Below are 22964 nucleotides of genomic sequence, written 5' to 3' on the forward strand. Positions count from 1 at the left end.
GACCGAAAGTTGATCGAGTTCGCCAAGCAGATGCGCCGCGAACAGACCGAGCCCGAAACCCGCTTGTGGCTCGAACTGCGTGCGGCACGTTTTCAAGGAATCAAATTCCGCAGACAAAAGGTCATTGGTCCGTATATCGCCGATTTCTCGTCCAGAGAGCCGATGCTGGTGATAGAGATCGACGGCGACACGCATGCAGGTCAGGAGGCATATGACCGGGCCAGGACGGCTTATTTCGAAGAACAGGGTTATCGAGTGATCAGATTTACCAACCGCGACGTGTTGACGAATATGGATGGGGTTCTGGAGCAGCTTGCGTCGTTCTTGACTCCCCCTCTCCCAACCCTCTCCCCTGAAGGGGAGAGGGCTCTATGACTCGCTTCGCTTCGGCCTTTTCCAAAGGCCCCGCGCTCGTTACCTTCATCACCGCGGGCGACGGCGATACCGCCGCCAATCTCGACGCGCTGGTCGCGGGGGGCGCCGACGTGATCGAGCTTGGCATGCCGTTCACCGATCCGATGGCCGATGGCCCAGCGATCCAGGCCGCCAACCTGCGCGCGCTCGGCAAGGGCACGACCACCGCCGACATTTTCGCCATCGCGTCCGCCTTTCGCTCGCGCCATCCGCAAGTGCCGCTCGTCCTGATGGGCTATGCCAACCCGATGACGATCCGCGGGCCCGAATGGTTCGCCGCCGAATGCGCGAAAGCGGGCGTCGATGGTGTGATCTGCGTCGACATACCGTCGGAAGAGGACGCGGACCTTGGTGTCGCGCTCCGCGCCGCGGGCGTCGCCCCGATCCGCCTCGCCACGCCGACCACCGATGCGGCGCGCCTGCCCGACGTGCTGAACGGTGCGGGGGGTTTCCTCTATTATGTCTCGGTCGCGGGAATCACCGGGCTCCAGCAGGCCGCGCAGGCGAGCATCGAGGATGCGGTGGCGCGCCTGAAGGCCGCCACCGACCTGCCCGTCGCGGTCGGCTTCGGCGTCCGCACCCCCGAACAGGCCGAGCAGATCGCAAAAGTCGCCGACGGAGTCGTCGTCGGATCGGCGCTGGTCGAGATCATCGCCGCGCATGGCGATGCCGCCGCGCCGCATGTCGAGGCTTTCGCCCGCACCCTCGCCGATGCTATTCACGGCGCGAAGGAGAATGCCGCATGAGCTGGCTCGAACGCGTCCGCAACGCCCTGCCCTTCGCCGCGAAGCGCGATACGGCGGACAATCTGTGGCACAAATGCCGCCAGTGCCAGCAGATGGTCTTCGTCAAGGAGTGGGAGGACAATCTGAACGTCTGTCCGCGCTGCGACCATCACGACCGCATCGGCGCCAAGGAACGCTTCGCGCAGCTTTTCGACGGCGGCCTTTACGAGGTTCTGCCCGCCCCCGCCGCGCCCGAAGACCCGCTCAAGTTCCGCGACACCAAGAAATATGTCGACCGCATCAAGGCGGCGCGCGCGCAGACCGGCGACCGCGATGCCTATCAGAACGGTTTCGGCCGCATCGATGGCCGCCCGGTGGTGATCGGTGTGCAGGATTTCGCCTTCATGGGCGGTTCGATGGGCGTCGCGGTCGGCGAGGCCTTCGTCGCCGGGGTCGAGCAGGCGATCCGGCGTGGCTGTCCCTATGTCGCGATCACCGCGGCGGGCGGCGCACGAATGCAGGAGGGCACGCTGTCGCTGATGCAGATGCCGCGCGCCACCGTCGCGCTCGCCCGTCTGCGCCGCGCCGGGCTGCCCTATATCGTCCTTCTCACCGACCCGACGACGGGCGGCGTCACCGCCAGCTATGCCATGCTCGGCGACGTGCAGATCAGCGAGCCCAACGCGCTGATCGGCTTCGCGGGGCAACGCGTGATCGAGAACACGATCCGCGAAAAACTGCCCGAGGGGTTCCAGCGCGCCGAATATCTGCTCGAACATGGGATGATCGACATGGTCGTGCACCGCAAGGAGCTGCCCGCGACGCTCGGCCGCCTGATCGCCTATCTGGCGCCCGAAAAGGCGGCCTGATCCCAGGCATCCTCCTCATCTTGTCATTCCCGCGAACGCGGGAATCCATGATCCGAGGTGTCGTGATTGTATTACGTCTATATCATGGCCAGCCAAAAGAACGGCACGATCTATATTGGCGTGACCAACGACATTATCCGGCGAACCTACGAACATCGCGAGGGGCAATTGACCGGCTTCTCCCAAAAATATCGGGTGAAGCATCTCGTCCATTATGAAGAATTTCAGGACATCCGCGATGCGATACAACGCGAAAAGCGGCTCAAGAAATGGAATCGCGCGTGGAAAATCCAACTGATCGAGACGCAGAACCCCGATTGGCGCGATCTGTGGTTCGATCTCAACCGATAGCATCGACCATGGATTCCCGCGTCCGCGGGAATGACAAAGCCGTATAATGCCCGACCACGCCCATTCCGCCGACCCCGCCGTCCAGACGCAGCTCGACCGCCTCGCCGCGCTGTCGCCGGGACGCGACATCCTCGGGCTGGAGCGCATTACCGAATTGTGCCGCCGTCTCGGCAATCCGCACGAGCGCCTGCCGCGCACCTTCCACGTCGCGGGGACCAACGGCAAGGGGTCGACCTGCGCCTATCTGCGCGCGATCCTGGAGGCGAGCGGCCGCCGCGTCCACGCCTACACCAGCCCGCACCTCGTCCGCTTCAACGAGCGGATCCGTATCGGCGGGGCGCTGATCGACGACAGGCTGCTCGCGGCGCTGCTCGAAGAGGTGCTGGACGAAGCCGCCGACCTGGGGGCGAGTTTCTTCGAGGTCACCACCGCGGCCGCCTTTCTCGCCTTTGCGCGCCATCCCGCCGACGACTGCATCCTCGAGGTCGGGCTCGGCGGCCGCCTCGACGCGACCAACATCATCCCGGCGCCCGCGGTGTGCGGCATCGCCTCGCTCGGCATCGATCACGAAGCCTTCCTGCTCGCCCCCGAGGCCGGAACGCCGTCCGCCCCCGCCGAGCGGATCGCATGGGAAAAGGCCGGGATCGTCAAGCCGGGCAGCGCGCTCGCGACGCTCGCCTATCCGCGCGCCGTACAGAGTGTCATCGCGCGCCGCGCCGAGGAGGCCGGTGTCGTTCCCTTCGCAGAGGGCGAATCCTGGTCGGTCGAGCCCGTCGGCGACGCCTTTCGCTGGACGTCGATGGACGGGACATTGGCCGAGGTGCTGCGTCCGGGCATGGCCGGGCTGCATCAGATGCGCAATGCGGGGCTGGCGATCGCGATGCTCCATATCGCGCCGGGGCCGAAGCCCGACGCGGACACCATCGCGCGCGGCGTCGCCGGCGCCTTCTGGCCCGCGCGCCTGCAACGACTGGGGACGGGGCCGCTGACCGGGCTGCTGCCGCCGGCGACCGAGGTCTGGCTCGACGGTGCGCACAATGGCGATGCCGGCCTCCAGCTTGCGCGGCATTTCGCCAGCGAACCGCGCCGTATCCATCTGATTGCCGGCATGCTCGCCAACAAGCATCCCGAGGCGATCCTCGATCCGCTGCGCGGCCGCCTCGCTTCGCTGACCGTCGTGCCCGTGCCCGGGCACGAGCATCATGGTGCAACGGCTTTCGGATCCGAAGCGCGATCCGTCACGGACGTCGAAGCCGCCTTGCGCGCGCTGACGGTCGATCCGGCGCGCGAGGTCGTGCTGATCGCCGGCTCGCTCTATCTCGCGGGCGAAGTGCTCAGCGCGAACGGGGAACTGCCCGACTGAAGCGCCTATCCGGGTGCGGTTTCACCCTCTGCTTTCCCGGCCGAGCCAACCGACAGGTCGACGAGCCCGGTTCGCATCATCCACCAGAAAAGCAGGATTCCCGGCACCGCCGCGGCGGTCGTGAGCAGATAGAATTGCACATAGCCGAACTGCTCGATCAGCGCGCCGGCGGTCGTCCCGGTGACGAAGCGCCCGATGATGCTCGCTGCGGATGAAATCAGCGCATAGTGGGCCGCCGTGAAGCGCAGGTCGCACAACGCCGAGAAATAGGCGACGACCACCACGCCGCCGATGCCGCTCGCGAAATTCTCGAACCCAATCGCGCCCGCCATTCCCCAATTGCTCTTGCCGGTCGCGGCGAGCAGCGCGAAGCTGAAATTCGACACCGCCATCAGCACCAGGCTGAGCAGGACCGAGCGCTTCATTCCCATGCGGGCGTACAGGATGCCGCCGATGAAGATGCCGATCAGATAGGCCCAGAATCCGATCCCGACATCATAGATGGCGATTTCGTCATTGGTGTAGCCAAGATCGTCGAACAGCAGGCGAAAGGTCAGGTTTGCAAGCGTGTCGCCGATCTTGTGGACGAGGATGAAGAGGAGGACGAGCAGCGCGCCGTGGCGCTGGAAGAACTCGACAAACGGGCCGACGATCGACTGGATGATCGCGCTGCCGCCCCGGCGTTCGGTCGGATCGCGGTGTCGCTCGGGTTCGCCGACCCACAGCGCCGCGACGACCGCGGGCAAGGCGAACAGCGCGCAGGCCAGATAGGCCGGCTCCCATCCGTGCCGGGCCGCGAGATAAAGCGCCAGCGCGCCGGCGCTCGCCGAGCCGATGCGCCAGCCATACTGGCTCATGCCGGACCCGATGCCGAGTTGTTCGGGCTTCAGTATCTCGATGCGGTAGGCGTCGATCACGATGTCGAAGGTCGCACCCGCCAGCCCGACGAGGATCGCCGCGACGGCGGTTCGGTAAATGTCGGCCTGCGGGTCCTGCAACGCCAGATTGGCCACGGCCGCCATCACCAGCACCGCCGACAGGATGATCCACGACACGCGCTGCCCCATCCGCCCGAGCAGCGGCAGGCGCACCCCGTCGACGACCCACGACCATAGCGGCTTGAGATTGTAGACGAGGAAGGCGAGCGTGAAGGCAGTGACGGTCTTCTTGTCGATGCCGTCCTGCGCGAGTCGCGTCGTCAGCGTCGCGCCGATCATCGCATAGGGAAAACCCGACGATACACCGAGCAGGAAGGCCGCGATCGGCGCCCGCTCCAGATAGGGGTGGACGCTGGCCCACCATCCCTGCGGGGGCGGCGTCATGGTTTCCTGCGGCTGCACCTGGCGCTCCTTCCCCGGCAATCGAGTGATGAAGGCCTAAAGCCTTGGCGCCAAATTGGAAGCGGTGATTTGGCGGTCCGACGGATCGCGGCGGCGGCCGGTCGACTCAGGCTGCCTCGGGCCGCCAATAGGTCTGAAGCCCGCTGATCTTGCGCGGCTTCTTCTTCAGGCAGATCATCGTCTCGATCGCGCGCAGTGCGCCGATCAGCGCGGCGGCGGCGTGCGGCTTGGCGAGGCAGGCGAGCGCGATCTCGGCGGCATCCTCGGGCGGCAGGCCGGTGACGAGCAGCACCGCAATGCCGCGATCGCGTGCGATCCGGGCAACCTCGCGCCCCGTCATGTGGCCCGCGAGATTCAGGTCTAGGACGAGCGCGTCGACCTGGTCGATCGCCAGTACCGCCACCGCCGCCTCGCCCGAATCGACCGTCGCGACGACGTCGTAGCCCGCGTGTTTCAGCGTCCGTTCGTTGTCGAACGCGATCAGCGGATCGTCTTCGACGATCAGCAGGCGCTTGATGCACGACGGGCGGGACGCAAAGAGCATGAAAACTCCCTTCGATGGCGCCATGGCGCGCTCTAGCCCGTCCTGCAATATCGCTTCGGCATGCCATCGACGAAGCGGTGCGTTTCCGGCTATGAGCGTGACCACAAGGCCACAGTTTCCTTCCCCCCTCAACGCCATGAAAGCCGCTTGCGTTCCGATGACGACACGCCGACCGCCCCGCTCCGCCCCTCAGCCCGCCGCACCGCGCGGCCGCCGCGCCGCGCGTTCCGCGCAACCCCGCCCCCCTGTCGCCGCCGAACGCGAGGAAGAGGGGCCGCAGCGGATCGCCAAGCTGCTCGCCCGCGCCGGAGTCGGCTCGCGCCGCGACGTCGAGCGGATGATCGAGGAAGGCCGCATCGCGCTGAACGGCAGGGCGATCGCGCAGCCAGCGCCGCTGCTCTCCTCGCTCGAAGGCCTGACGGTCGACGGCAATCCGGTCGCGAAGCCGGTTTCGACGCGCCTCTATCGCTTCCACAAGCCGGCGGGCTGCCTCACCGCCGCGCGCGACCCCAAGGGCCGCAAGACCATCTACGACATCCTGCCCAAAGGCCTGCCGCGGCTGATGCCGGTGGGACGGCTCGACTATAACACCGAGGGGCTGCTGCTGCTGACCAACGACGGCGAGTTCAAGCGCCAGCTCGAACTGCCTTCGAGCGGGGTCGAACGCAGCTATCGCGCGCGCGCCTTCGGCGAGATCAGCCAGGCGCAGCTCGAGGAACTGGCGCTCGGCATCACCATCGACGGCGTCCGCTATGGAAAGATCGACGCCAACCTCGAACGCCGCACCGGGCGCAACCAGTGGATCGAACTGACGCTGACCGAGGGCAAGAACCGGGAGGTGCGCCGCGTGCTCGAACATCTGGGCTTGCAGGTCAGCCGGCTGATCCGGACGCGCTACGGCGCCTTCTCCCTCGATGGGCTCGACAGCGGCGCGGTCGAGATCGTGCCGCGCGACGCGCTGTTCCAGTTTCGCCGGCGGATGGGCTGAGGATGCGGGTGATCGCCGGCGAATGGCGCGGCCGCAAGCTGCTCGCGCCCCGGACCGATGCGACGCGGCCGACCGCGGACCGCACGCGCGAGACGCTGTTCTCGATGCTCGCGAGCCGCCTCGGCAGTTTCGAGGGGCTGCACGTCGCCGACCTGTTCGCGGGCTCGGGCGCGCTCGGCATCGAGGCGTTGTCGCGCGGCGCCGCGCACTGCCTGTTCGGCGAGCAGGACAGGGACGCGCTCGACGCGCTGCGGAAAAACCTCGCGGCGCTGGGTGCGGGGCCGCGCGCGGAGATACGCGCCGGATCGGTCCTTTCCCTCGGTCCCGCGCCGCGCGCCTGCGACCTGCTGCTGTTCGACGCGCCCTATGGCACCGGCGCCGGCAGCGTCGCGCTCGACAAGCTGGCCCGCCTCGGCTGGGCCGGCCCCGACAGCTGGGTTTCGATCGAGACCGCCGACCGGGAAGCGGTCGATGTCGCCGGCTTCGCGATCGAAGCGGAACGCCGCGTCGGCAAGGCGAAGCTGACCCTGCTGCGCCGCGCCTGACCGTCGTTCAGCCGGCGGCGGCGCCCTGCCGGCGCACCATCAGCAGCCCGATCCAGCTGACGACCCCGGCCAGCGCCAGATAGAGGCCGACGACCCGCGTCCCGCCCCAGTCGCCGAGCGCCTGCGCGATGATCGGCGCCAGCGCGCCGCCCAATATGCCGCCGACGTTGAAGGCAACCGACGCGCCGGTGTAGCGCACCTCGACGGGGAACAGCGCGGTCAGCCAGCTGCCGAGCGGGCCATAGACCAGCCCCATGACGAACAGCGACGCCGCGAGCCCGAGGAAGATGAGCAGCCACGACTGCGACGCCAGCGACGGCCCGAACAGCAGGCCGACGAGGATCGTCGCGCCGCACCCCCAGGTCAGCACCCGCTGCGCGCTGACCGCGTCGCTCCGGTAGCCGGCATAGACGATCCCCACCGCCATGAAGAGGATCGCGCCGAGCTGGATCAGCAGGAACTGCTCCTTCGGATAGCCGAGCGCCGTCGTCCCGTGGGCCAGCGCGAAGCTGGTCGCGAGATAGAAGATCGCGAAGCAGGCGACGACCGCGAAGGTGCCCGCGAGCGTCGGGACGAGGTGGCGGCGGAACAGTTCGCCCAGCGGCACCGCGACGGGCGCCTGCCTTTCCAGCGCAGCGGCGAAGGCGGGCGTCTCCCCGATCCTGAGCCGCACCCAGAGCCCGAGCCCGACGAGCACCGCCGAGACGAGGAAGGGGATGCGCCAGCCCCACGCCGCGAACTCCGCATCGCTGAGCCACAGGCCGAGCAGCAGGAACAGGCCGTTGGCGGCGATGAAGCCGACCGGCGCGCCGAGTTGCGGGAACATGCCGAAGCGCGCGCGCCAGCCCGGCGGCGCATTCTCGACCGCCAGCAGCGCCGCCCCGCCCCATTCGCCGCCGAGCCCGAATCCCTGTCCGAAACGCAGGATACACAGCAGCAGCGGCGCGACCCAGCCGACCATCGCATAGGTCGGCAGGAACGCGATCAGCAGCGTCGAGGCGCCCATCAGCATCAGCGAGGCGACGAGCGTCGACTTGCGGCCGATGCGGTCGCCGTAATGGCCGAAGACGATCGCCCCGACGGGCCGCGCCAGAAAGGCGAGCCCGAAGCTCATGAAGCTCAGCATCAATTGCGCCGAGGGTGATTCGGACGGAAAGAACAGCGGCCCGAACACCAGCGCCGCGGCGGTGCCGTAGATGTAGAAATCGTAGAATTCGACCGCGGTCCCGACGAGGCTGGCGGTCAGGATGCGCGCCTGCGCGCGATAGGGTGTCAGATCCACGGGCGGCGCCCCTTCCCTTCGTGATGGCGGGTCGCTTTGAACGGATCATGCGCTCCGGCGCAAGACCAAAGACCGTCCGCCGCGCAGCGCCGCCGCGTCCCGCCGCCTTGCACTGGACAGCATCGGCGCCGTTCCCTAATCGTTCGCGCGTGAACAGCCGCCCCGCCTCCCCGCCCGATCTTCCCCCGCCGCACCCGTCGGACCCGCCCTATCTGCAGGGGCTGAACGGCCCGCAGCGGCAGGCGGTGCTGACCACCGAAGGCCCGGTGCTGATGCTCGCGGGGGCGGGCACCGGCAAGACGGCGGCGCTGACGGCGCGGCTGGCGCACATCATCGCGACGCGGCGCGCGTGGCCGTCCGAAATCCTGGCCGTCACCTTCACCAACAAGGCGGCGCGCGAGATGCGCGAGCGCATCGGCCGGATGATCGGCGACGCGGTCGAGGGAATGCCGTGGCTCGGCACCTTTCACAGCATCGCGGCGAAGATGCTGCGCCGCCATGCCGAACTGGTGGGGCTGCAGAGCAATTTCACCATCCTCGACACCGACGACCAGCTTCGCGTCCTCAAGCAGCTCATCCAGGCCGAGGGGCTCGACGAGAAGCGCTGGCCGGCGCGCCAGCTCGCGGGGCTGATCGACAGGTGGAAGAACCGCGGCCTGACCCCGCCCGACCTCGACGCCGCGGACCGCGAAGCCTATGCCGATGGCAAGGGGCAGCATTTCTATGCCCTTTATCAGGCGCGGCTCAAGACGCTGAACGCCTGCGATTTCGGCGACCTGCTGCTCCACATGCTGGTGATATTGAAGACGCACCGCGACGTGCTCGAACAATATCAGCAGCGCTTCAAATATATCCTCGTCGACGAATATCAGGACACCAACGCCAGCCAGTATCTCTGGCTCCGCCTGCTCGCCCAGGCGCGCAAGAACATCTGCTGCGTCGGCGACGACGACCAGTCGATCTATTCGTGGCGCGGCGCCGAGGTGGCGAACATCCTGCGTTTCGAAAAGGATTTCCCCGGCGCGACCGTGATCCGTCTCGAACAGAATTACCGCTCGACCCCGCAGATTCTTGCCGCCGCCTCGGCGCTGATCGCTCAGAATTCGGGGCGGCTCGGCAAGACGCTGTGGACCGATCTCGAGGCGGGCGACAAGGTCCGGGTGGTCGGCGTCTGGGACGGGCCCGAGGAAGCGCGGCGGATCGGCGAGGAGCTCGAAGACCTCCAGCGCCGCGGCACCAGCCTCGACCGCGCCGCCATCCTCGTCCGCGCGCAGTTCCAGACCCGCGAGTTCGAGGATCGCTTCATCGCCATCGGCCTCCCCTACCGCATCGTCGGCGGCTACCGCTTCTACGAACGCGCGGAGATTCGCGATGCGCTCGCCTATCTGCGCCTCGTCCAGTCGAGCGCCGACGACCTGGCTTTCGAACGGATCGTCAACGTGCCGAAGCGCGGGCTCGGCGACAAGGCGGTGTCGCGCATCCACCAGTTCGCCCGGATCGAGCGCACGCCGCTGTTCCATGCCGCGGCGCGGATCACCGAGACCGACGAGCTGACCCCGCAGGCGCGCCGCCAGCTCGCGAACTTCGTCGCGATGATGCGGACCTGGCAGGCGAAGGCGAACGACCTGCCGCACCCCGAACTGACCCAGCTGATCCTCGACGAATCGGGCTATACCGCGATGCTTCAGGCCGACCGCAGCGCCGAAGCGGCGGGGCGCCTCGAAAACCTCTCCGAACTCGTCCGTGCGATGGAGGAATATGATTCGCTCGAAGCCTTCCTCGAGCATGTCAGCCTCGTCATGGATCGCGACAACGACGATCAGACGGAGACCGTCACCATCATGACGATCCACGCCGCGAAAGGCCTCGAATTCGATCATGTCTTCCTAGCCGGATGGGAAGACGGCGTCTTTCCGTCGCAGCGCGCGATGGACGAAGGCGGCACCGCGAGCCTGGAGGAGGAGCGCCGCCTCGCCTATGTCGCGATCACCCGCGCCCGGCAGCGCGCGAGCATCTATCATGCCGCCAACCGCCGCATCTACGGCCAGTGGATGAGCAGCATTCCGAGCCGCTTCATCGCGGAGATTCCGCCCGAGTTCGTCGACAGCGAGAACAGCTTCGGCGGCGGCGCTTCGCTTTGGCGCGCCAACTGGTCGGCGCAGGGCGACCCGTTCGCGCATGTCGCGACGCAGAGCCCGGCACGCACGGCGACCCGCGGCCCTGCATGGCAGCGCGCGCTGGCCGCGTCCTCGACCATCACCCGGGCCCCTGCGCCGAGCGAAGGCGCCCCCGCCGCCTCGGTCGGCGCGAAGCCGCGCGCCGACCTGGCGATCGGCATGCGCGTCTTTCACGAGAAATTCGGTTACGGCCAGATCATCGACGTCGACGGCAACAAGCTGGAGGTCGAATTCGAGCAGGCGGGCACCAAGCGGGTCCTCGACGGCTTCGTCCGCGCCGCCTGAGAGCGCAGGCGGGGCGATGGAGGCTTAGACCCACAAAAGCCCTGTATACGCGCATCGATTATGTGTCTTTTTGCGGCTTTATGGCCTTTAGGGATTCGGATTTCGACACGGTTTGTCCCTTTCGTCACCCTGAACTTGTTTCGCAATTACCCCCTTCCGACAGGTGAGCGTTCCCCGGCGAAAGCCGGGGTCCAGATGGCACAGCGCTACCTCGCATGGATCCCGGCTTTCGCCGGGGATCACCAGCGTCCCTGTCTCAGGGGTATAAACGCCAACTTGTTTCAGAGCCTGCCCCGGACCCGATCCGGGGGTCCATGGTCTGCCCTCACCTGAAAGGCGGCACAAAAGGAGAGGTCCGGCCATGGATGCTGAAACGAGTTCAGCATGACGAACGGATGAGGCGGCGCGCCGAACGCCAGATCCCCACAGACCATAGAGCATGATAATATTGGATCGACACTTCGTCATTGCGAGCGAAGCGAAGCAATCCAGGGCGGTTACCGCCACTCTGGATTGCCGCGCGGCTTCGCCGCTCGCAATGACGATTCCAGTCGATGTCATCACGCTCTGAGGAGAGCGCCGGCAGCCGACGACATGCGGGCGAACGGGCAATGGAAAGAGCCGAAGAATCGGGCTGGCACCGCCGGATAATGTAGGAAAGCCCTGATGCCGGCCGAACGACCGGCATTCTCCGACGCGAGGCGCGGCCACCGCCATCGCTCCACCAGCCTTGTTGCAAACACGCCGCGCCGCGCTATGCCGGGGCCATGACGCAGGGTGGGGACTGGATGGGACAGGCGCGCGCGGCGTTTCAGCGCGGCGACGATGCTGGCGAGATAGCGGCGCTCGAAGGCGCGATCCGCGCCGACCGTGGCAATATCCTGGCGCTGCTCGCCATGGCGGAGGCCAAGCGGCGGCGCGACGACTCGCGTGCCGCGTGCAGTTTCTACCGGCTGGCGCTGAGCACGGCGGCGATCATGCCCAACGTGCCGTCCTCGCTGCACGCCGGCCTGATCCGCGGCCAGGAATTCATCGCCGAAAGCGAGAAGATGCTGGCAGCGCATCTGGCGACCGAGTTGCGCGATGCGGGGATTTCGGCCGCCAGCGCGCCGCCTCGGGTCGCCGAAGCACTGCGCCTGCTGACGGGAGAGCAAGCGCTCTACCTCCAGCAACCAGCGATGTTCTATTTTCCCGGCCTGGCGCAGCGGGCCTTCTTCGATCGCGAGGAATTCGACTGGGTGCCCGCGATCGAGGCCGAGACGGCGGCGATTCGCGGCGAGCTGGAAGCGCTCATCGCCGATGCCGGCGACCGCTTCGCGCCCTATGTGACCGCGCATCCCGACCGACCGCCGCCGAACAATCCGCTGCTCGACAAACCCGACTGGGGCGCGGCCTGGCTGTGGCAGAGCGGCCGGATCGTCGACGGCATGGACCTGCTGTGCCCGCGGACGCTGGCGGCGCTCGAATCGGCGCCGCAACCGGTCATTCCGGAACGCGCACCGATCGCCCTCTTCTCCCGTCTCACCCCCGGCACGCACATCCAGCCGCATCACGGGCTGCTCAACACACGGCTGATCTGCCACCTGCCGCTGATCGTGCCGGAGGATTGCGCGATTCGGGTCGGCGCCGAAACGCGCGCGTGGCGCGAAGGCGAACTGCTGATCTTCGACGACAGTTTCGAGCATGAGGCGTGGAATCGCGGCACGAGCGACCGCACCGTGCTGCTGTTCGAGGTCTGGCGGCCCGATATCGATGCCGACGAGCGCGAACAGCTTGCACGAATCTTCACGGCGATCGCCGCCTATGACGAATCCGACCACGGATAAGGGAAAAGGGTCGCTGGTGGAGCCGAGGGGAATCGAACCCCTGACCTCTGCAGTGCGATTGCAGCGCTCTCCCATCTGAGCTACGGCCCCGCGACCGGGCGGCTCTTAACGAGCCTGCTTGACACTGGCAACGGCTTTTCTGACGATCTTTCGCGAAACGCGAAAATTGGGGAGATATCGAATGGCCAAGGCATGGCATCTGACCCGCCGCCCCTCCGCTTTGCCGACGATGGAGCATTTCGCACTGCGCGACCTGCCCGACGATCCCTTGCAGGAGAATCAGCTGCGCGTCCGCAACCTGTGGCTGTCGGTTGACCCCTATATGCGCGGGCGGATGAACGACGCGAAAAGCTATACCGCGAGCTTCCAGATCGACCAGCCGATGACCGGCGGCGCGATCGGCGAGGTCGTCGAAAGCCGGATGGAGGGCTTCGCGCCGGGCGACCTGATCCTGCACATGGGCGGCTGGCGCGACGGCGGCGTCATCGGCCTCGACATGGCGCCGTTCAAGCTGCCTGCCGAGGCGCTGGCGGCGGGGATGGCGCCGCAGACCTTCCTGCACAACATGGGCCTGACCGGCGGCACCGCGTGGATCGGCCTGCTGCGCGTCGCGGCGGCGAAAGCCGGCGACACCGTTTTCGTGTCCGCCGCGGCGGGCGCGGTGGGATCGGCGGTGGTGCAGATCGCCAAGGCGCGCGAAATGACGGTGATCGGCGCCGCGGGCGGCGCGGAAAAATGCGCCTGGGTCCGCGAACTCGGCGCCGATGCCGCCGTCGATTACAAGGCCGGGCCGGTGCTCGATGGACTATCGGATGCCCTTCGCACGCTCGGCAAGCCGGGGATCGACGTCTATTTCGACAATGTCGGCGGCGACCATCTCGACGCCGCTTTCGCGACCGCGAACGATTTCGCCCGCTTCGCCATCTGCGGGATGATCGACGTCTACAACGACGGGCATCCGCAGGAGATGAAATATCTGATCCGCGCCATCCCCGCGCGCATCCGCATGGAAGGCTTTATCTACACCGACCAGTTCTTCGATTGCATGGAAGAATTCTATGCCGACATGGGCAATCTGATCGCGAGCGGCGCGGTGACGATGCGCGAGACCGTGCGCGACGGCATCGAGTCGGCACCCGAAGCCTTCCTCGGCCTCTTCGCCGGCGCCAATATCGGAAAGATGCTCGTCCGCCTCTGATGACGTTTCCGGCAAGGTGGGATGATGGCTGGGATTGCTTCGTCGCCTGCGGTTCCCCGCAAATGACGGAAGTGGGTCAATCCAGCGCCATCATGTCCGGATGAACCGTGCCGCATCCCCGCGCAGGCGGGGGCCCAGAGCGTGCCGGCGCCGACCTTGACTTTCCCGCTCTGGGCTCCCGCCTGCGCGGGAGCACACGGCTTTGCAAGCCAAGACGATCAGGCGTCAGGTGCCGAAGCCGACCGAGAGGAAGTCCGGCATCGGGCCGTTCCAGCCGTCGTCGGGACCATCGTCGTCGCGACGAGTCGCCGCGGGAGCGGGCTTTCGGCCTGCGTCCTTCTTTGCGGCATGGCCGTCGCCGTTTCTGGGTTTCGCCTCGCCGCGCTTTGCCCGGGGCTTGCGCTCCTCTTCGCGGCGTCCTTCTTCACGGCGCCCCTCTTCGCGTCGTTTACCGTCGCGCGCGGGCTGCGTTTCTTCCTTGCGCTCGCCGGCGCTTTCGGGGCGTCCGAGGATCGCGATCTTCGAGCCGGTCAGCTTCTGGATATTGTCGATCGCCTCGTCGTCCGACGGCGTCACCAGCGTGAAGGCACGGCCTTTCGCCCCGGCGCGGCCGGTGCGGCCGATGCGATGGACATAATCGTCGGGATGCCAGGGCGCGTCGAAGTTGAAGACGTGGCTGACGCCCTTGACGTCGAGCCCGCGCGCCGCGACGTCCGACGCGACGAGGATGTTGATGTCGCCGTTCTTGAAACGGTCGAGTTCGGCGATGCGGCTCGACTGATCCATGTCGCCGTGAATCTCGCCCGCGCGATAGCGGTGCCGCTTCAGCGACTTGGCGAGCTCGCGCACCGTCGTCTTGCGGTTGCAGAAGATGATCGCGGTGGCGACGCCCTCTTCCTCGATCAGGTCGCGCAGCGTATCGCGCTTGGCGCGTTCGCTGGTCTTGACGAGGAACTGGGCGATGTTCACGTTGGTGCTCGCGGGCCGCGCCACCTCGATCGTCTTGGGATTCGACAGGAATTTGTCGGCAAGCTTCTTGATCGGCGGCGGCATCGTCGCGGAGAAGAGCAGGGTCTGGCGATTCGTCGGCAGCTTGGTGCAGATATTCTCGATGTCGGGGATGAAGCCCATGTCGAGCATCCGGTCCGCCTCGTCGATGACGAGCATGTTGCAGCCGGTGAGCAGGATCTTGCCGCGCTCGAACAGGTCCATCAGGCGGCCCGGCGTCGCGATCAGCACGTCGACGCCCTTTTCGAGCGCCTTGATCTGATCGCCCATCTGCACGCCGCCGATCAGCAGCGCCATCGAAAGCTTGTGATACCGGCCGTAATTCTCGAAATTCTCGGCCACCTGCGCGGCAAGCTCGCGCGTCGGTTCGAGGATCAGCGAGCGCGGCATCAGCGCGCGGGCACGGCCCTGCGCGAGGATGTCGATCATCGGCAGCACGAAAGAGGCGGTCTTGCCGGTCCCCGTCTGGGCGATGCCGATCATGTCGCGCATCATCAGGACCGACGGGATCGCTCCCGCCTGAATCGGTGTCGGTTCGTCATAGCCCGCTTCGGTGACAGCGCGCAAAAGTTCATCGGAGAGGCCGAGGTCGGCAAATTTCATAAAGGTCAACTGTCCGGATAGGTTCGAGCGCGGCGCCCACGCCCGCCGTCGCTGCCGCGGCCATTGGGCAAAAGGTCGGGAAAAGTCAAGGAATGCCGTTAAAAAGCCATGCGGCGGGACGGGCGCGATCAATCCTCCTCGCGCGGGACGGGCACGAGCAGCCGGAATTTGTCGATCTCGCACTTGGCGCCGGTCCGGGCGTGGATCTGGTCGCGATCCTCGCACAGCTTTCCGTCCTTGTTCCCCTGCATGTAGAAGCCGGCATAGAAATCGAGCGCCCGGCAGCCGCGGTTGAGCTGCGCGCGCAAGAGTTGGTTCTGGCGTGTGATCAGGTCGATGCTGTCACGCTGAACCGCCTGCATCCCCATGATGTTCCGCATCGGAATGCATTTCGGCGCCTTCTTTTCCTTCCACACGATCGTCGTCGGGCGGGGCGATCGCTGCGGCATCGGGCCCGCGGCGAAATTGTTGATCGGGCTGCGGCGCGCAGGCACGCGGATGATCAGTTCCTGCTCGATCACCACCTGCCAATAGGGCGCGGCGGGCGGTTCGGCGGGCGGCGGCACCAGCGACACCAGCGGCTCGGGCGGCGCGGCCGTGGGGGCGTTGGCGGCATTGGCCACCGGCGCCGCGGCGGCCATCAGCAGGGCAGCGGACGTCAGCACGGCCTTGCGACCGCTCCTGCCCCGTGCTGACCCATAATGCTTTTCACCAGTGCCTCCCGCACCCCCAAGCTGGACGGCGCCCCGCCGATCGTTCATTGCACCTTTAACCGCCATGATTGAACATCAAATGAATTGCTGTCGAGCCCCGAGGCGGAATCGTGCGCGGGCAGGCGCGGCAGCAAGCCGGACCGGGACCCGATGACACGCCCACCCTCTCCCTCGCTTCTTGCCGATCTCGCCGCGCTGCTGGGCCCCAAGGGCTTCACGACCGATCCCGAGGTCCTCGCGCCGTGGCTGACCGACTGGCGCGGCAAATATCACGGCGCCGCGGCGGCGATGCTGTCGCCCGCCACGACCGAAGAGGTGGCGGCGGCGGTGCGGCTGTGCGGCGAGGCCGGCGCCGCGATCGTGCCGCAAGGCGGCAACAGCGGCATGGTCGGCGGCGCCACCCCCGACGCGACCGGCACGCAGCTGCTGCTCAGCACCCGGCGGCTCGACCGCATCCGCGCCATCGACGCGGCGGCACGGCTGGCGGTCGTCGAGGCCGGCGTGGTGCTCGAGAATTTCCACAATGCCGTGCTCGCCCACGGGCTGCGCTTTCCGCTGAGCCTCGGCGGCAAGGGGTCGGCGACGATCGGAGGGCTCGTCTCGACCAACGCCGGCGGCACGCAGGTGCTGCGCCACGGCACGATGCGCGCGCTGGTCGCCGGAATCGAGGCGGTGCTGCCCGACGGCAGCATCTTCGACGGCCTGGCGCCGCTGAAGAAGGACAACCGCGGTTACGACCTGCGCCACCTGCTGTGCGGCGCCGAGGGCACGCTGGGAATCGTGACGGCGGCCTGCCTGCGCCTCGTTCCCGTCGCGGCCGCGCGCGCCACCGCGTGGATCGGGCTCGAATCGCCCGACCAGGCACTCGTCCTGCTGCGGCGGCTCGACGCGGCGCTGGGCGACGCCCTCGAAGGGTTCGAGATCGTCCCGCACACGTGCCTCGACGCGGTGCTGCGCCATATTCCGCAGACGCGCGCGCCGCTCGCCGCGCCCTGCCCCTGGTATGCGCTGATCGAACTCGCGGGCGACGATGCCGAAGCGCTCGACGCGGCGCTGCTCGCCGAACTGGCGCCGGCATTGGACGAAGGGCTCGTCCGCGATGTCGCGATCGCCAAGAACGAGCGCGAGAGCGAGGATTTCTGGCGCCTGCGCGATTCGATCTCGGAGGCGGAGCGCGCCGAGGGACCCGCGCTTCAGCACGACATCAGCGTGCCGGTCGACCGGATGCCGACCTTCATCGCCGACAATCCGGCGCGCCTGTCCGCCGCCTTTCCCGGCGCGCGCGCGCTGTCGTTCGGCCACCTCGGCGACGGCAATGTCCATCACCATGTCCAGCCGCCGGCGGGCTGCGACGGCAAGGCATGGATCGCCGAACATGGCGAGGCGGTCAGCCGGCTCGTCTATCGCCACGTCGTCGAACTGGGCGGCTCGATCTCCGCCGAACACGGCATCGGGCAGGCGAAGCGCGCCATGCTGGCGGAAATCGACAGTCCGGCGCGGCTCGCGGCGCTGCGCGGGGTCAAGGCGGGACTCGACCCGCTCGGCATCCTCAACCCGGGCAAGCTCGTCTGACGCATAAACCGCGCGTCGGCGGCAATCGGCCTCTTGCGCGGCGCGGCGCGGCCCAATAAGGCGCGAAAACCGCTTTCTTCCGCCACGCGGAAACCTGTTTCGGAGAATCATGATGGCCACGGCGCCGACCGCTTCCAATCTGCCCCTCTTCTACAAGGATCTGGTGCCGCTTTCGAGCGTCGACCACGCCGATTTCCATGCGCGCCCGCTCGACAGCGCCGATTTCCTGATCAACCAGCACGCCGTGCCGCTGACCTCCGACGAGTTCGTTTCCGCGTCGCGCCACTATCCGATCGTCTTCTCAGCCGGCGACAATCCGGTTCCGCTCGCGCTGATGGGCCTCAACGAGGGCATCAACACCTTCGTCAGCGAAGAGGGCAAGCTGATCAATCCGGTCTATGTCCCGGCCTATATCCGCCGTTATCCCTTCATGCTCGCCCGCCTGCGCCCCGACACCGACGAGCTTTCGCTCTGCTTCGACCCGACCTCGGGCGCGATCGGCAAGTTCGACGAGGGCGATGTGCTGTTCGTCGACGGCAAGCCGTCGGACGCGGTCAACAATATCCTCGAATTCTGCAAGAATTTCGAGGAAGCGGGCCAGCGCACCGGCCAGTTCGTCGAGGAACTGCAGAAGGCGGACCTGCTGATGGACGGCGAAGTCAGCATCCAGGCCGACGGCTATGAACAGCCCTTCGTCTATCGCGGCTTCAAGATGGTCGACGAAACGAAGCTGCGCGAACTGCGCGGCGACGTGCTGCGCAAGATGATGCAGAACGGCATCCTCGCGCTGATCTTCGCGCATCTCTTCTCGCTGCAGCTGATGCGCGAGATCTTTGCGGAACAGGTGAAGGCCGGCAAGATGCCGGCGGTGACGGTCGCCCCGACGACCGCCTGAGGGAGAACGAGCCATGGCCACCGACGCGACGGCGGGAACCACCGCGAGCCCGCGTTACACGAAGGTGGCCATCTGGCTTCATTGGCTGATCGGCGCCGCGGTCATCGTCAACATCGGCCTTGCGATGCTGACCGAGGGCCTGCCGCGCGAAACCCACCGCGAAGCGATGGCGATCCACAAGGCGCTGGGTGTCACGGTGCTGGCGCTGACCCTGATCCGGATCGCGTGGCGGCTCGGACACCGGCCGCCGCCGCTTCCGGCAAGCATTCCGGCATGGCAGCGCCCGCTCAGCCGGATCGTCCATTTCCTCTTCTATGCGCTGCTGATCCTGTTGCCGCTGTCGGGCTGGGTCTGGATGTCGGCGGCGGATCGGCCGATCGATTTCTTCGGCCTGTTCACTCTTCCCCCGATCGCCGCGCCGGGCAAGGCGCTCGCCGACACGATGCACGAACGGCACGAGATGCTGGGCCTGACGATGCTGGCGCTGGTGATCGTCCATGTCCTGGCGGCGCTCAAGCACCAGTTCGTCGACCGGTCGGGGGTCAACGCGCGGATGAATCCCTTTTGACAGGCACCGCTCCCCCCGCGTCAGAAGTCGATCGCCAGTCCCTTATATTCCCAGTCGCCATAGCGCACCGGGTCGCGGCCGCCCGGCTGGCTTTCCGCCGGGGCGGGTGCGGCGGCCGCGGGGGCCGGAACCGGCGTGGCGGTCCAGCCTGCCGGCGCCTTGACATGGGCCGGACGCCGGGTCGCGCGCGGCGTCCCGCTGATGCTGCCCTGTTTCGCTCTATCGGTCATGCCGATCCCATAGGCCGCCTTGGCGCCGCCGCCAAGCGCGATGGCACGGAAGGAGCGCACCGTGGCTGATGCCCGCAAGCGCAGGCGGGGGCGTGCCGATGCGGGCGATCCGCCGGGCACCGCGCCGCGCCGCGCGGCCCTGCGGCTGCTCGACGCCGTGCTGCGACGCGGCGAGCCGCTCGATCTTGCCGCCCATGCCGCGACGCAGGGTCTGACGCCGCCCGATCGCGCCTTTGCGATCGCGATCGTGTCGGAAGCGCTGCGCTGGCTGACCGCCATCGACGCGCTGATCGACGGAGCCACCGAACAGCCGCTGCCCGAGGACGTCAAGGCGCGCGCGGTGCTGCGGATCGCGCTGGCCCAGTTGCTCGTGCTGCGCAGCCCCGCCCATGCGGTGGTGGCGACGGCGCTGCCGCTCGTCGCGGGCGGACCCCGGCGGCTGGTCCACGCGCTGTTGTCGCGCGCGCAGAAAGAGGCATGGGAACTGCCCGACCGGGCGGCCCTGCCCGCCGCCGCCACCGCGCGCTGGGCCGAGCAATGGGGGACGGACATGGTCGAGGCCGCCGCCGCCGCGTGGAGCGCGCCGCCGCCCGTCGACCTGAGCTTCGCCGCCGAGCCGCTCGAACCGCTGCCCGAAGCGTTGGCGCTGGCGCCGCTGCATCGTCGCCTGCCGCGCGGCGGCGCGATCGAGGAGATCGCCGGCTATCGCGAAGGCGGCTGGTGGGTGCAGGATCTGGCGGCGTCGATCCCGGCGCGCCTGCTCGGCCGCGGCGAAGGGCGAAGCGTGCTCGACCTGTGCGCCGCGCCGGGCGGCAAGACGATGCAATTCGCCGCCGCCGGGTGGCAGGTCGTGGCGGTCGATGCCAGCGCGAAGCGGCTCGAACGGCTGCGGGCCAATCTCGCGCGGACGAATTTGCAGGCCGAGGTGGTGCAGGGCGACATCCGGCGCTGGCAACCCGACGAGCCCGCCGATGCTGTGCTGCTCGACGCCCCCTGCTCGGCAACCGGCATCTTCCGGCGCCACCCCGACGTGCTCCACCGCGTCGAGGCGGCGCAGATCGCCGAAATGGCGGCGCTGCAGGCCGACCTGCTCGACCGCGCCGCGGCGTGGGTCAAGCCCGGCGGGCGGCTCGTCTATGCCACCTGCTCGCTCGAACGCGCCGAGGGCGAAGAGCGGATCGCCGCTTTTCTGGACGAGCATCCGGGATGGGTCGTCCTGCCCGCGACGGCCGATGAACTGCCGGCGGGCGTCGAACCCGACGCGTCGGGCTTCGTCCGCACATTGCCGACGATGCTCGCCGACCGCGGCGGGCTCGACGGCTTCTTCGTCGCGCGGCTGGAGGCGCCATCCTGCTGACGGCAGGGTTCAGCGTGCAGCTTATGCCCTGAAAGCCGGGTGCTCGCGCGAAGGCGGGAGCCCAGTGCGTATCGGCGCTGCCTCTTTTGTCACACTCTGGGTCCCCGCCTTCGCGGGGACACCGGTTTCCATCACAAGCCCCGCAGGCTTAGAGCATCGAGCATTAAATCTGAACCGTTTGCCCTGAGCTTGTCGAAGGGCCGTTCTTTCTTTCGGGGACGCAAGAAGAAGGACGGTGCTTCGACAAGCTCAGCACGAACGGCAGAAAGGGTGATGCAGATTTAACGCACGATTTTCTAGAACACCGCCTTCGGCGCGTCTTCCTTCATCATCGCCTGACGCACCATCGGGATCGGCGGGCCGCCGTAGGACAGGAACTGGTCGTGGAAGGCCTTCCACTTGGTCCGGTCGCCCGCCCCCCCGTTCTTGGCTGTCCAGTCCTCGCGCAGCTTGCGGATCATCAGCTTGCCCATCGTGTAGTTGAGGTAGAGCGGGTCATAAGTGCCGCGCGCCGCCTGTTGCCGGGCGTTGCCCTCATCCTGCCAGCATTGTTCCTTGAACAGCTTTTCGGAGTCGGCGACGGTCATGCCCTTGGTGTGCAGGCCGATCGCCGAAAGATAGCGGCAGTCGCGCAGCAGCGCGTTCGAAAGCTGGCCGATATGCGTTTCGGGGTCGCCGTCCCCCAGCCCGGCATCCCACATCATCTCCTCGGTATAATGCGCCCAGCCCTCGGCGAAGGCATAGCCGACGAACAGCTTGCCGAAGATGCTCTCGGCGCGGTTCGAGTGGAGGAAGTTGAGGAAATGGCCCGGCCACACCTCGTGGACCGAGGTGAACATCAGGTCCTTGCGGCCCGGCACGAAATCCATCTGCGTCTGCTTGTCCCACGCGGGGTCGGGCGGCGAGATGTAATAGATCGACGGCAGGCCTTTCTCATACGGCCCGGGGATGTCGATATAGGCGCTGTTCTGCCGGTTGTAGGGCGGCGACTCCTCGACCTGCGCCTGTTCGGTGCCGGGAATCGTGACGAGGTCCTTTTCGACGAGGAAGGCGCGCAGGGCGGGAAGCTGCCGCCGCGCCTCGGCGACCGGACCGTCGGCGGGCTTGTCCGCGTTCATCTTCTTCATGCAGTCGGCGATCGTCATGCCCGCGGCATAGGTCGCGCAGGCGGCCTTGAGCGCGTCCTGGTTGCGCTTGAGGTCGGCCTGGCCGATGCGTTCGAGTTCGTCGAGCGGCGTGTCGACCCCCTCGTTGGCGAGCAGCATCTTCGCGAACCGGTCGGGACCCAGCGCCCAGCCGTCGGCGGTGCCGGGCTTCGAGCCGACATAGGCCGCAAGGTCCTTCATCGCCGCCGCCGCCTTTGCCGCCGCGTCGTCGAACTGCTTCTGGAGTTCGGGGTCCTTGACCTCTGCAAAGGCCTTCTTGGCGTCGCCGGTATAATAGTCGGCAAAGCCGCCGAAGCCCGCCGTGCCGAACTTGACGAAGGTCGCGGGCAGCGGAAGCGTCAGGTTCGCCTTGATCTGCTCCGCGGCGGCGGGGACCTTCTGCGCATAGGCGATGAACGCCTTCATCCGCGTCGCGGCGTCGGCATAGGGGCGCGAGACATAGACGTTGGGATCGAGCGAGCCGACGTAGAAGGCCGGGTTCCGGTGCGGGAAGTCCGCATCCTTCAGGAAGAAGAGCTGCCCCTCGGCCACATGGACCAGATAGTCGCGCTCGAATTTCTCGGCATCGGTCATCTGCGCGTCGAATGCCCTGGCGTCGGCGATCGTCTTTTCGAGATAGGCGATCTGCTTCTGGATGCCTTCGGGCGACCAGTCGGGCAGTTGCCCGTCATATTCATGCTTGCCCTGATAGACCGCGAAGTTCGGATTGAGCGGGAAATAGCCGGCGAGGAAATTGTCGCGGAACTCGGTCCAGTTCTTCGCCTGCTGCGTCGAGGCGGCCCCGTCGCCCGATGCGTCGCCCGACGCGTTGCCCGACGCGTTGCAGGCGGTCAGGACGAGGAGCGCGGCCGCCATCGCGGCCCCGCCGAGGTGGGCAAATCTGGGTTTCATGCGGGTATCTCCCTGTTTTCCGATAGAGCCTCTTCTGGCATCCGCCCCCGCGCG

Annotated in this window: 21 protein-coding genes and 1 tRNA gene; 14 read left to right on the forward strand and 8 right to left on the reverse strand. The window is 67.3% G+C overall.

Annotated elements, in window-relative coordinates; translation table 11 throughout:
• Positions 1–9 precede the first annotated feature (9 nt).
• From SGRAN_RS11470 to SGRAN_RS11490, 5 genes are all read left to right on the forward strand, one after another.
• Positions 10–375 carry an endonuclease domain-containing protein gene (locus tag SGRAN_RS11470; RefSeq protein ID WP_404950374.1) on the forward strand — a complete coding sequence of 122 codons (366 nt, stop codon included), beginning with the start codon at positions 10–12 and terminating at the stop codon, positions 373–375.
• Entirely contained in the window at positions 372–1160 is a 789-nt protein-coding gene (trpA, locus tag SGRAN_RS11475) for a tryptophan synthase subunit alpha (protein ID WP_067183746.1), read from the forward strand. Before SGRAN_RS11470 ends, trpA begins: the two co-directional genes overlap by 4 nt.
• A complete protein-coding gene (accD, locus tag SGRAN_RS11480) occupies positions 1157–2008 on the forward strand; it encodes an acetyl-CoA carboxylase, carboxyltransferase subunit beta (RefSeq protein WP_067108995.1) in 852 nt (283 codons plus the stop codon). Before trpA ends, accD begins: the two co-directional genes overlap by 4 nt.
• Positions 2009–2074: 66 nt before the next feature.
• A complete protein-coding gene (locus SGRAN_RS11485; protein WP_067183749.1) occupies positions 2075–2359 on the forward strand; it encodes a GIY-YIG nuclease family protein in 285 nt (94 codons plus the stop codon).
• Between the two features lie 46 nt (positions 2360–2405).
• The gene (locus SGRAN_RS11490) at positions 2406–3722 is read left to right on the forward strand and encodes a bifunctional folylpolyglutamate synthase/dihydrofolate synthase (protein WP_067183750.1); all 1317 of its coding nucleotides are present in this window, start codon (positions 2406–2408) and stop codon (positions 3720–3722) included.
• A gap of 5 nt (positions 3723–3727) precedes the next feature.
• On the opposite strand, the gene SGRAN_RS11495 is transcribed toward SGRAN_RS11490, so the two are convergent.
• Positions 3728–5044, reverse strand: coding sequence for an AmpG family muropeptide MFS transporter (locus SGRAN_RS11495; protein ID WP_067187049.1), 1317 nt, complete (start codon positions 5042–5044; stop codon positions 3728–3730).
• 124 nt (positions 5045–5168) lie between these two features.
• Positions 5169–5606, reverse strand: a complete 438-nt coding sequence (locus tag SGRAN_RS11500) for a response regulator (RefSeq protein WP_067183753.1) — start codon at positions 5604–5606, stop codon at positions 5169–5171.
• Positions 5607–5763: 157 nt separating this feature from the next.
• On the opposite strand from SGRAN_RS11500, the gene SGRAN_RS11505 reads away from it, so the two are divergent.
• On the forward strand, positions 5764–6594 hold the full coding sequence (locus SGRAN_RS11505) for a pseudouridine synthase (protein ID WP_067183756.1): 831 nt from the start codon (positions 5764–5766) through the stop codon (positions 6592–6594).
• Positions 6595–6596: 2 nt separating this feature from the next.
• Positions 6597–7139 (forward strand): 16S rRNA (guanine(966)-N(2))-methyltransferase RsmD, encoded by a 543-nt coding sequence (rsmD, locus tag SGRAN_RS11510; RefSeq protein ID WP_067183758.1) that lies wholly within the window; start codon positions 6597–6599, stop codon positions 7137–7139.
• A 7-nt stretch (positions 7140–7146) separates the two neighbouring features.
• On the opposite strand, the gene SGRAN_RS11515 is transcribed toward rsmD, so the two are convergent.
• Positions 7147–8415 (reverse strand): MFS transporter, encoded by a 1269-nt coding sequence (locus SGRAN_RS11515; protein WP_237234021.1) that lies wholly within the window; start codon positions 8413–8415, stop codon positions 7147–7149.
• A gap of 155 nt (positions 8416–8570) precedes the next feature.
• Here SGRAN_RS11515 and SGRAN_RS11520 point away from each other — a divergent pair, with 155 nt between their 5' ends.
• Both SGRAN_RS11520 and SGRAN_RS11525 read left to right on the forward strand, forming a co-directional pair.
• Entirely contained in the window at positions 8571–10883 is a 2313-nt protein-coding gene (locus SGRAN_RS11520; protein WP_067183760.1) for an ATP-dependent helicase, read from the forward strand.
• Between the two features lie 767 nt (positions 10884–11650).
• Positions 11651–12709: an aspartyl/asparaginyl beta-hydroxylase domain-containing protein gene (locus SGRAN_RS11525; RefSeq protein ID WP_067183763.1), complete on the forward strand. Its 1059-nt coding sequence runs from the start codon at positions 11651–11653 to the stop codon at positions 12707–12709.
• Between the two features lie 14 nt (positions 12710–12723).
• Here the strand turns inward: SGRAN_RS11525 and SGRAN_RS11530 are convergent.
• A tRNA-Ala gene (locus tag SGRAN_RS11530) sits at positions 12724–12799 on the reverse strand.
• Between the two features lie 91 nt (positions 12800–12890).
• On the opposite strand from SGRAN_RS11530, the gene SGRAN_RS11535 reads away from it, so the two are divergent.
• Positions 12891–13907: an NADP-dependent oxidoreductase gene (locus tag SGRAN_RS11535; RefSeq protein ID WP_082737217.1), complete on the forward strand. Its 1017-nt coding sequence runs from the start codon at positions 12891–12893 to the stop codon at positions 13905–13907.
• 225 nt (positions 13908–14132) lie between these two features.
• On the opposite strand, the gene SGRAN_RS11540 is transcribed toward SGRAN_RS11535, so the two are convergent.
• Entirely contained in the window at positions 14133–15518 is a 1386-nt protein-coding gene (locus SGRAN_RS11540) for a DEAD/DEAH box helicase (RefSeq protein WP_067183766.1), read from the reverse strand.
• A gap of 128 nt (positions 15519–15646) precedes the next feature.
• Positions 15647–16183, reverse strand: a complete 537-nt coding sequence (locus tag SGRAN_RS11545; RefSeq protein WP_104959641.1) for a hypothetical protein — start codon at positions 16181–16183, stop codon at positions 15647–15649.
• Positions 16184–16381: 198 nt separating this feature from the next.
• Between SGRAN_RS11545 and SGRAN_RS11550 the strand changes: the two genes are divergently transcribed.
• From SGRAN_RS11550 to SGRAN_RS11560, 3 genes are all read left to right on the forward strand, one after another.
• Positions 16382–17803 carry an FAD-binding oxidoreductase gene (locus SGRAN_RS11550; RefSeq protein WP_067187053.1) on the forward strand — a complete coding sequence of 474 codons (1422 nt, stop codon included), beginning with the start codon at positions 16382–16384 and terminating at the stop codon, positions 17801–17803.
• A gap of 112 nt (positions 17804–17915) precedes the next feature.
• Complete coding sequence (locus tag SGRAN_RS11555; RefSeq protein ID WP_067113017.1) at positions 17916–18698, forward strand: SapC family protein; 783 nt, start codon at positions 17916–17918, stop codon at positions 18696–18698.
• Positions 18699–18711: 13 nt separating this feature from the next.
• Positions 18712–19266 carry a cytochrome b gene (locus SGRAN_RS11560; protein WP_067183769.1) on the forward strand — a complete coding sequence of 185 codons (555 nt, stop codon included), beginning with the start codon at positions 18712–18714 and terminating at the stop codon, positions 19264–19266.
• A 20-nt stretch (positions 19267–19286) separates the two neighbouring features.
• Here SGRAN_RS11560 and SGRAN_RS11565 read toward each other — a convergent pair whose 3' ends face one another.
• Entirely contained in the window at positions 19287–19496 is a 210-nt protein-coding gene (locus tag SGRAN_RS11565; RefSeq protein WP_067183772.1) for a DUF1674 domain-containing protein, read from the reverse strand.
• A gap of 40 nt (positions 19497–19536) precedes the next feature.
• On the opposite strand from SGRAN_RS11565, the gene SGRAN_RS11570 reads away from it, so the two are divergent.
• Positions 19537–20853, forward strand: coding sequence for an RsmB/NOP family class I SAM-dependent RNA methyltransferase (locus tag SGRAN_RS11570; protein WP_067183774.1), 1317 nt, complete (start codon positions 19537–19539; stop codon positions 20851–20853).
• Between the two features lie 296 nt (positions 20854–21149).
• On the opposite strand, the gene SGRAN_RS11575 is transcribed toward SGRAN_RS11570, so the two are convergent.
• Positions 21150–22910: a DUF885 domain-containing protein gene (locus SGRAN_RS11575; protein ID WP_067183776.1), complete on the reverse strand. Its 1761-nt coding sequence runs from the start codon at positions 22908–22910 to the stop codon at positions 21150–21152.
• Positions 22911–22964 lie beyond the last annotated feature (54 nt).

The organism is Sphingopyxis granuli (assembly GCF_001559015.1).
Taxonomy (GTDB): Bacteria; Pseudomonadota; Alphaproteobacteria; order Sphingomonadales; family Sphingomonadaceae; genus Sphingopyxis; species Sphingopyxis granuli.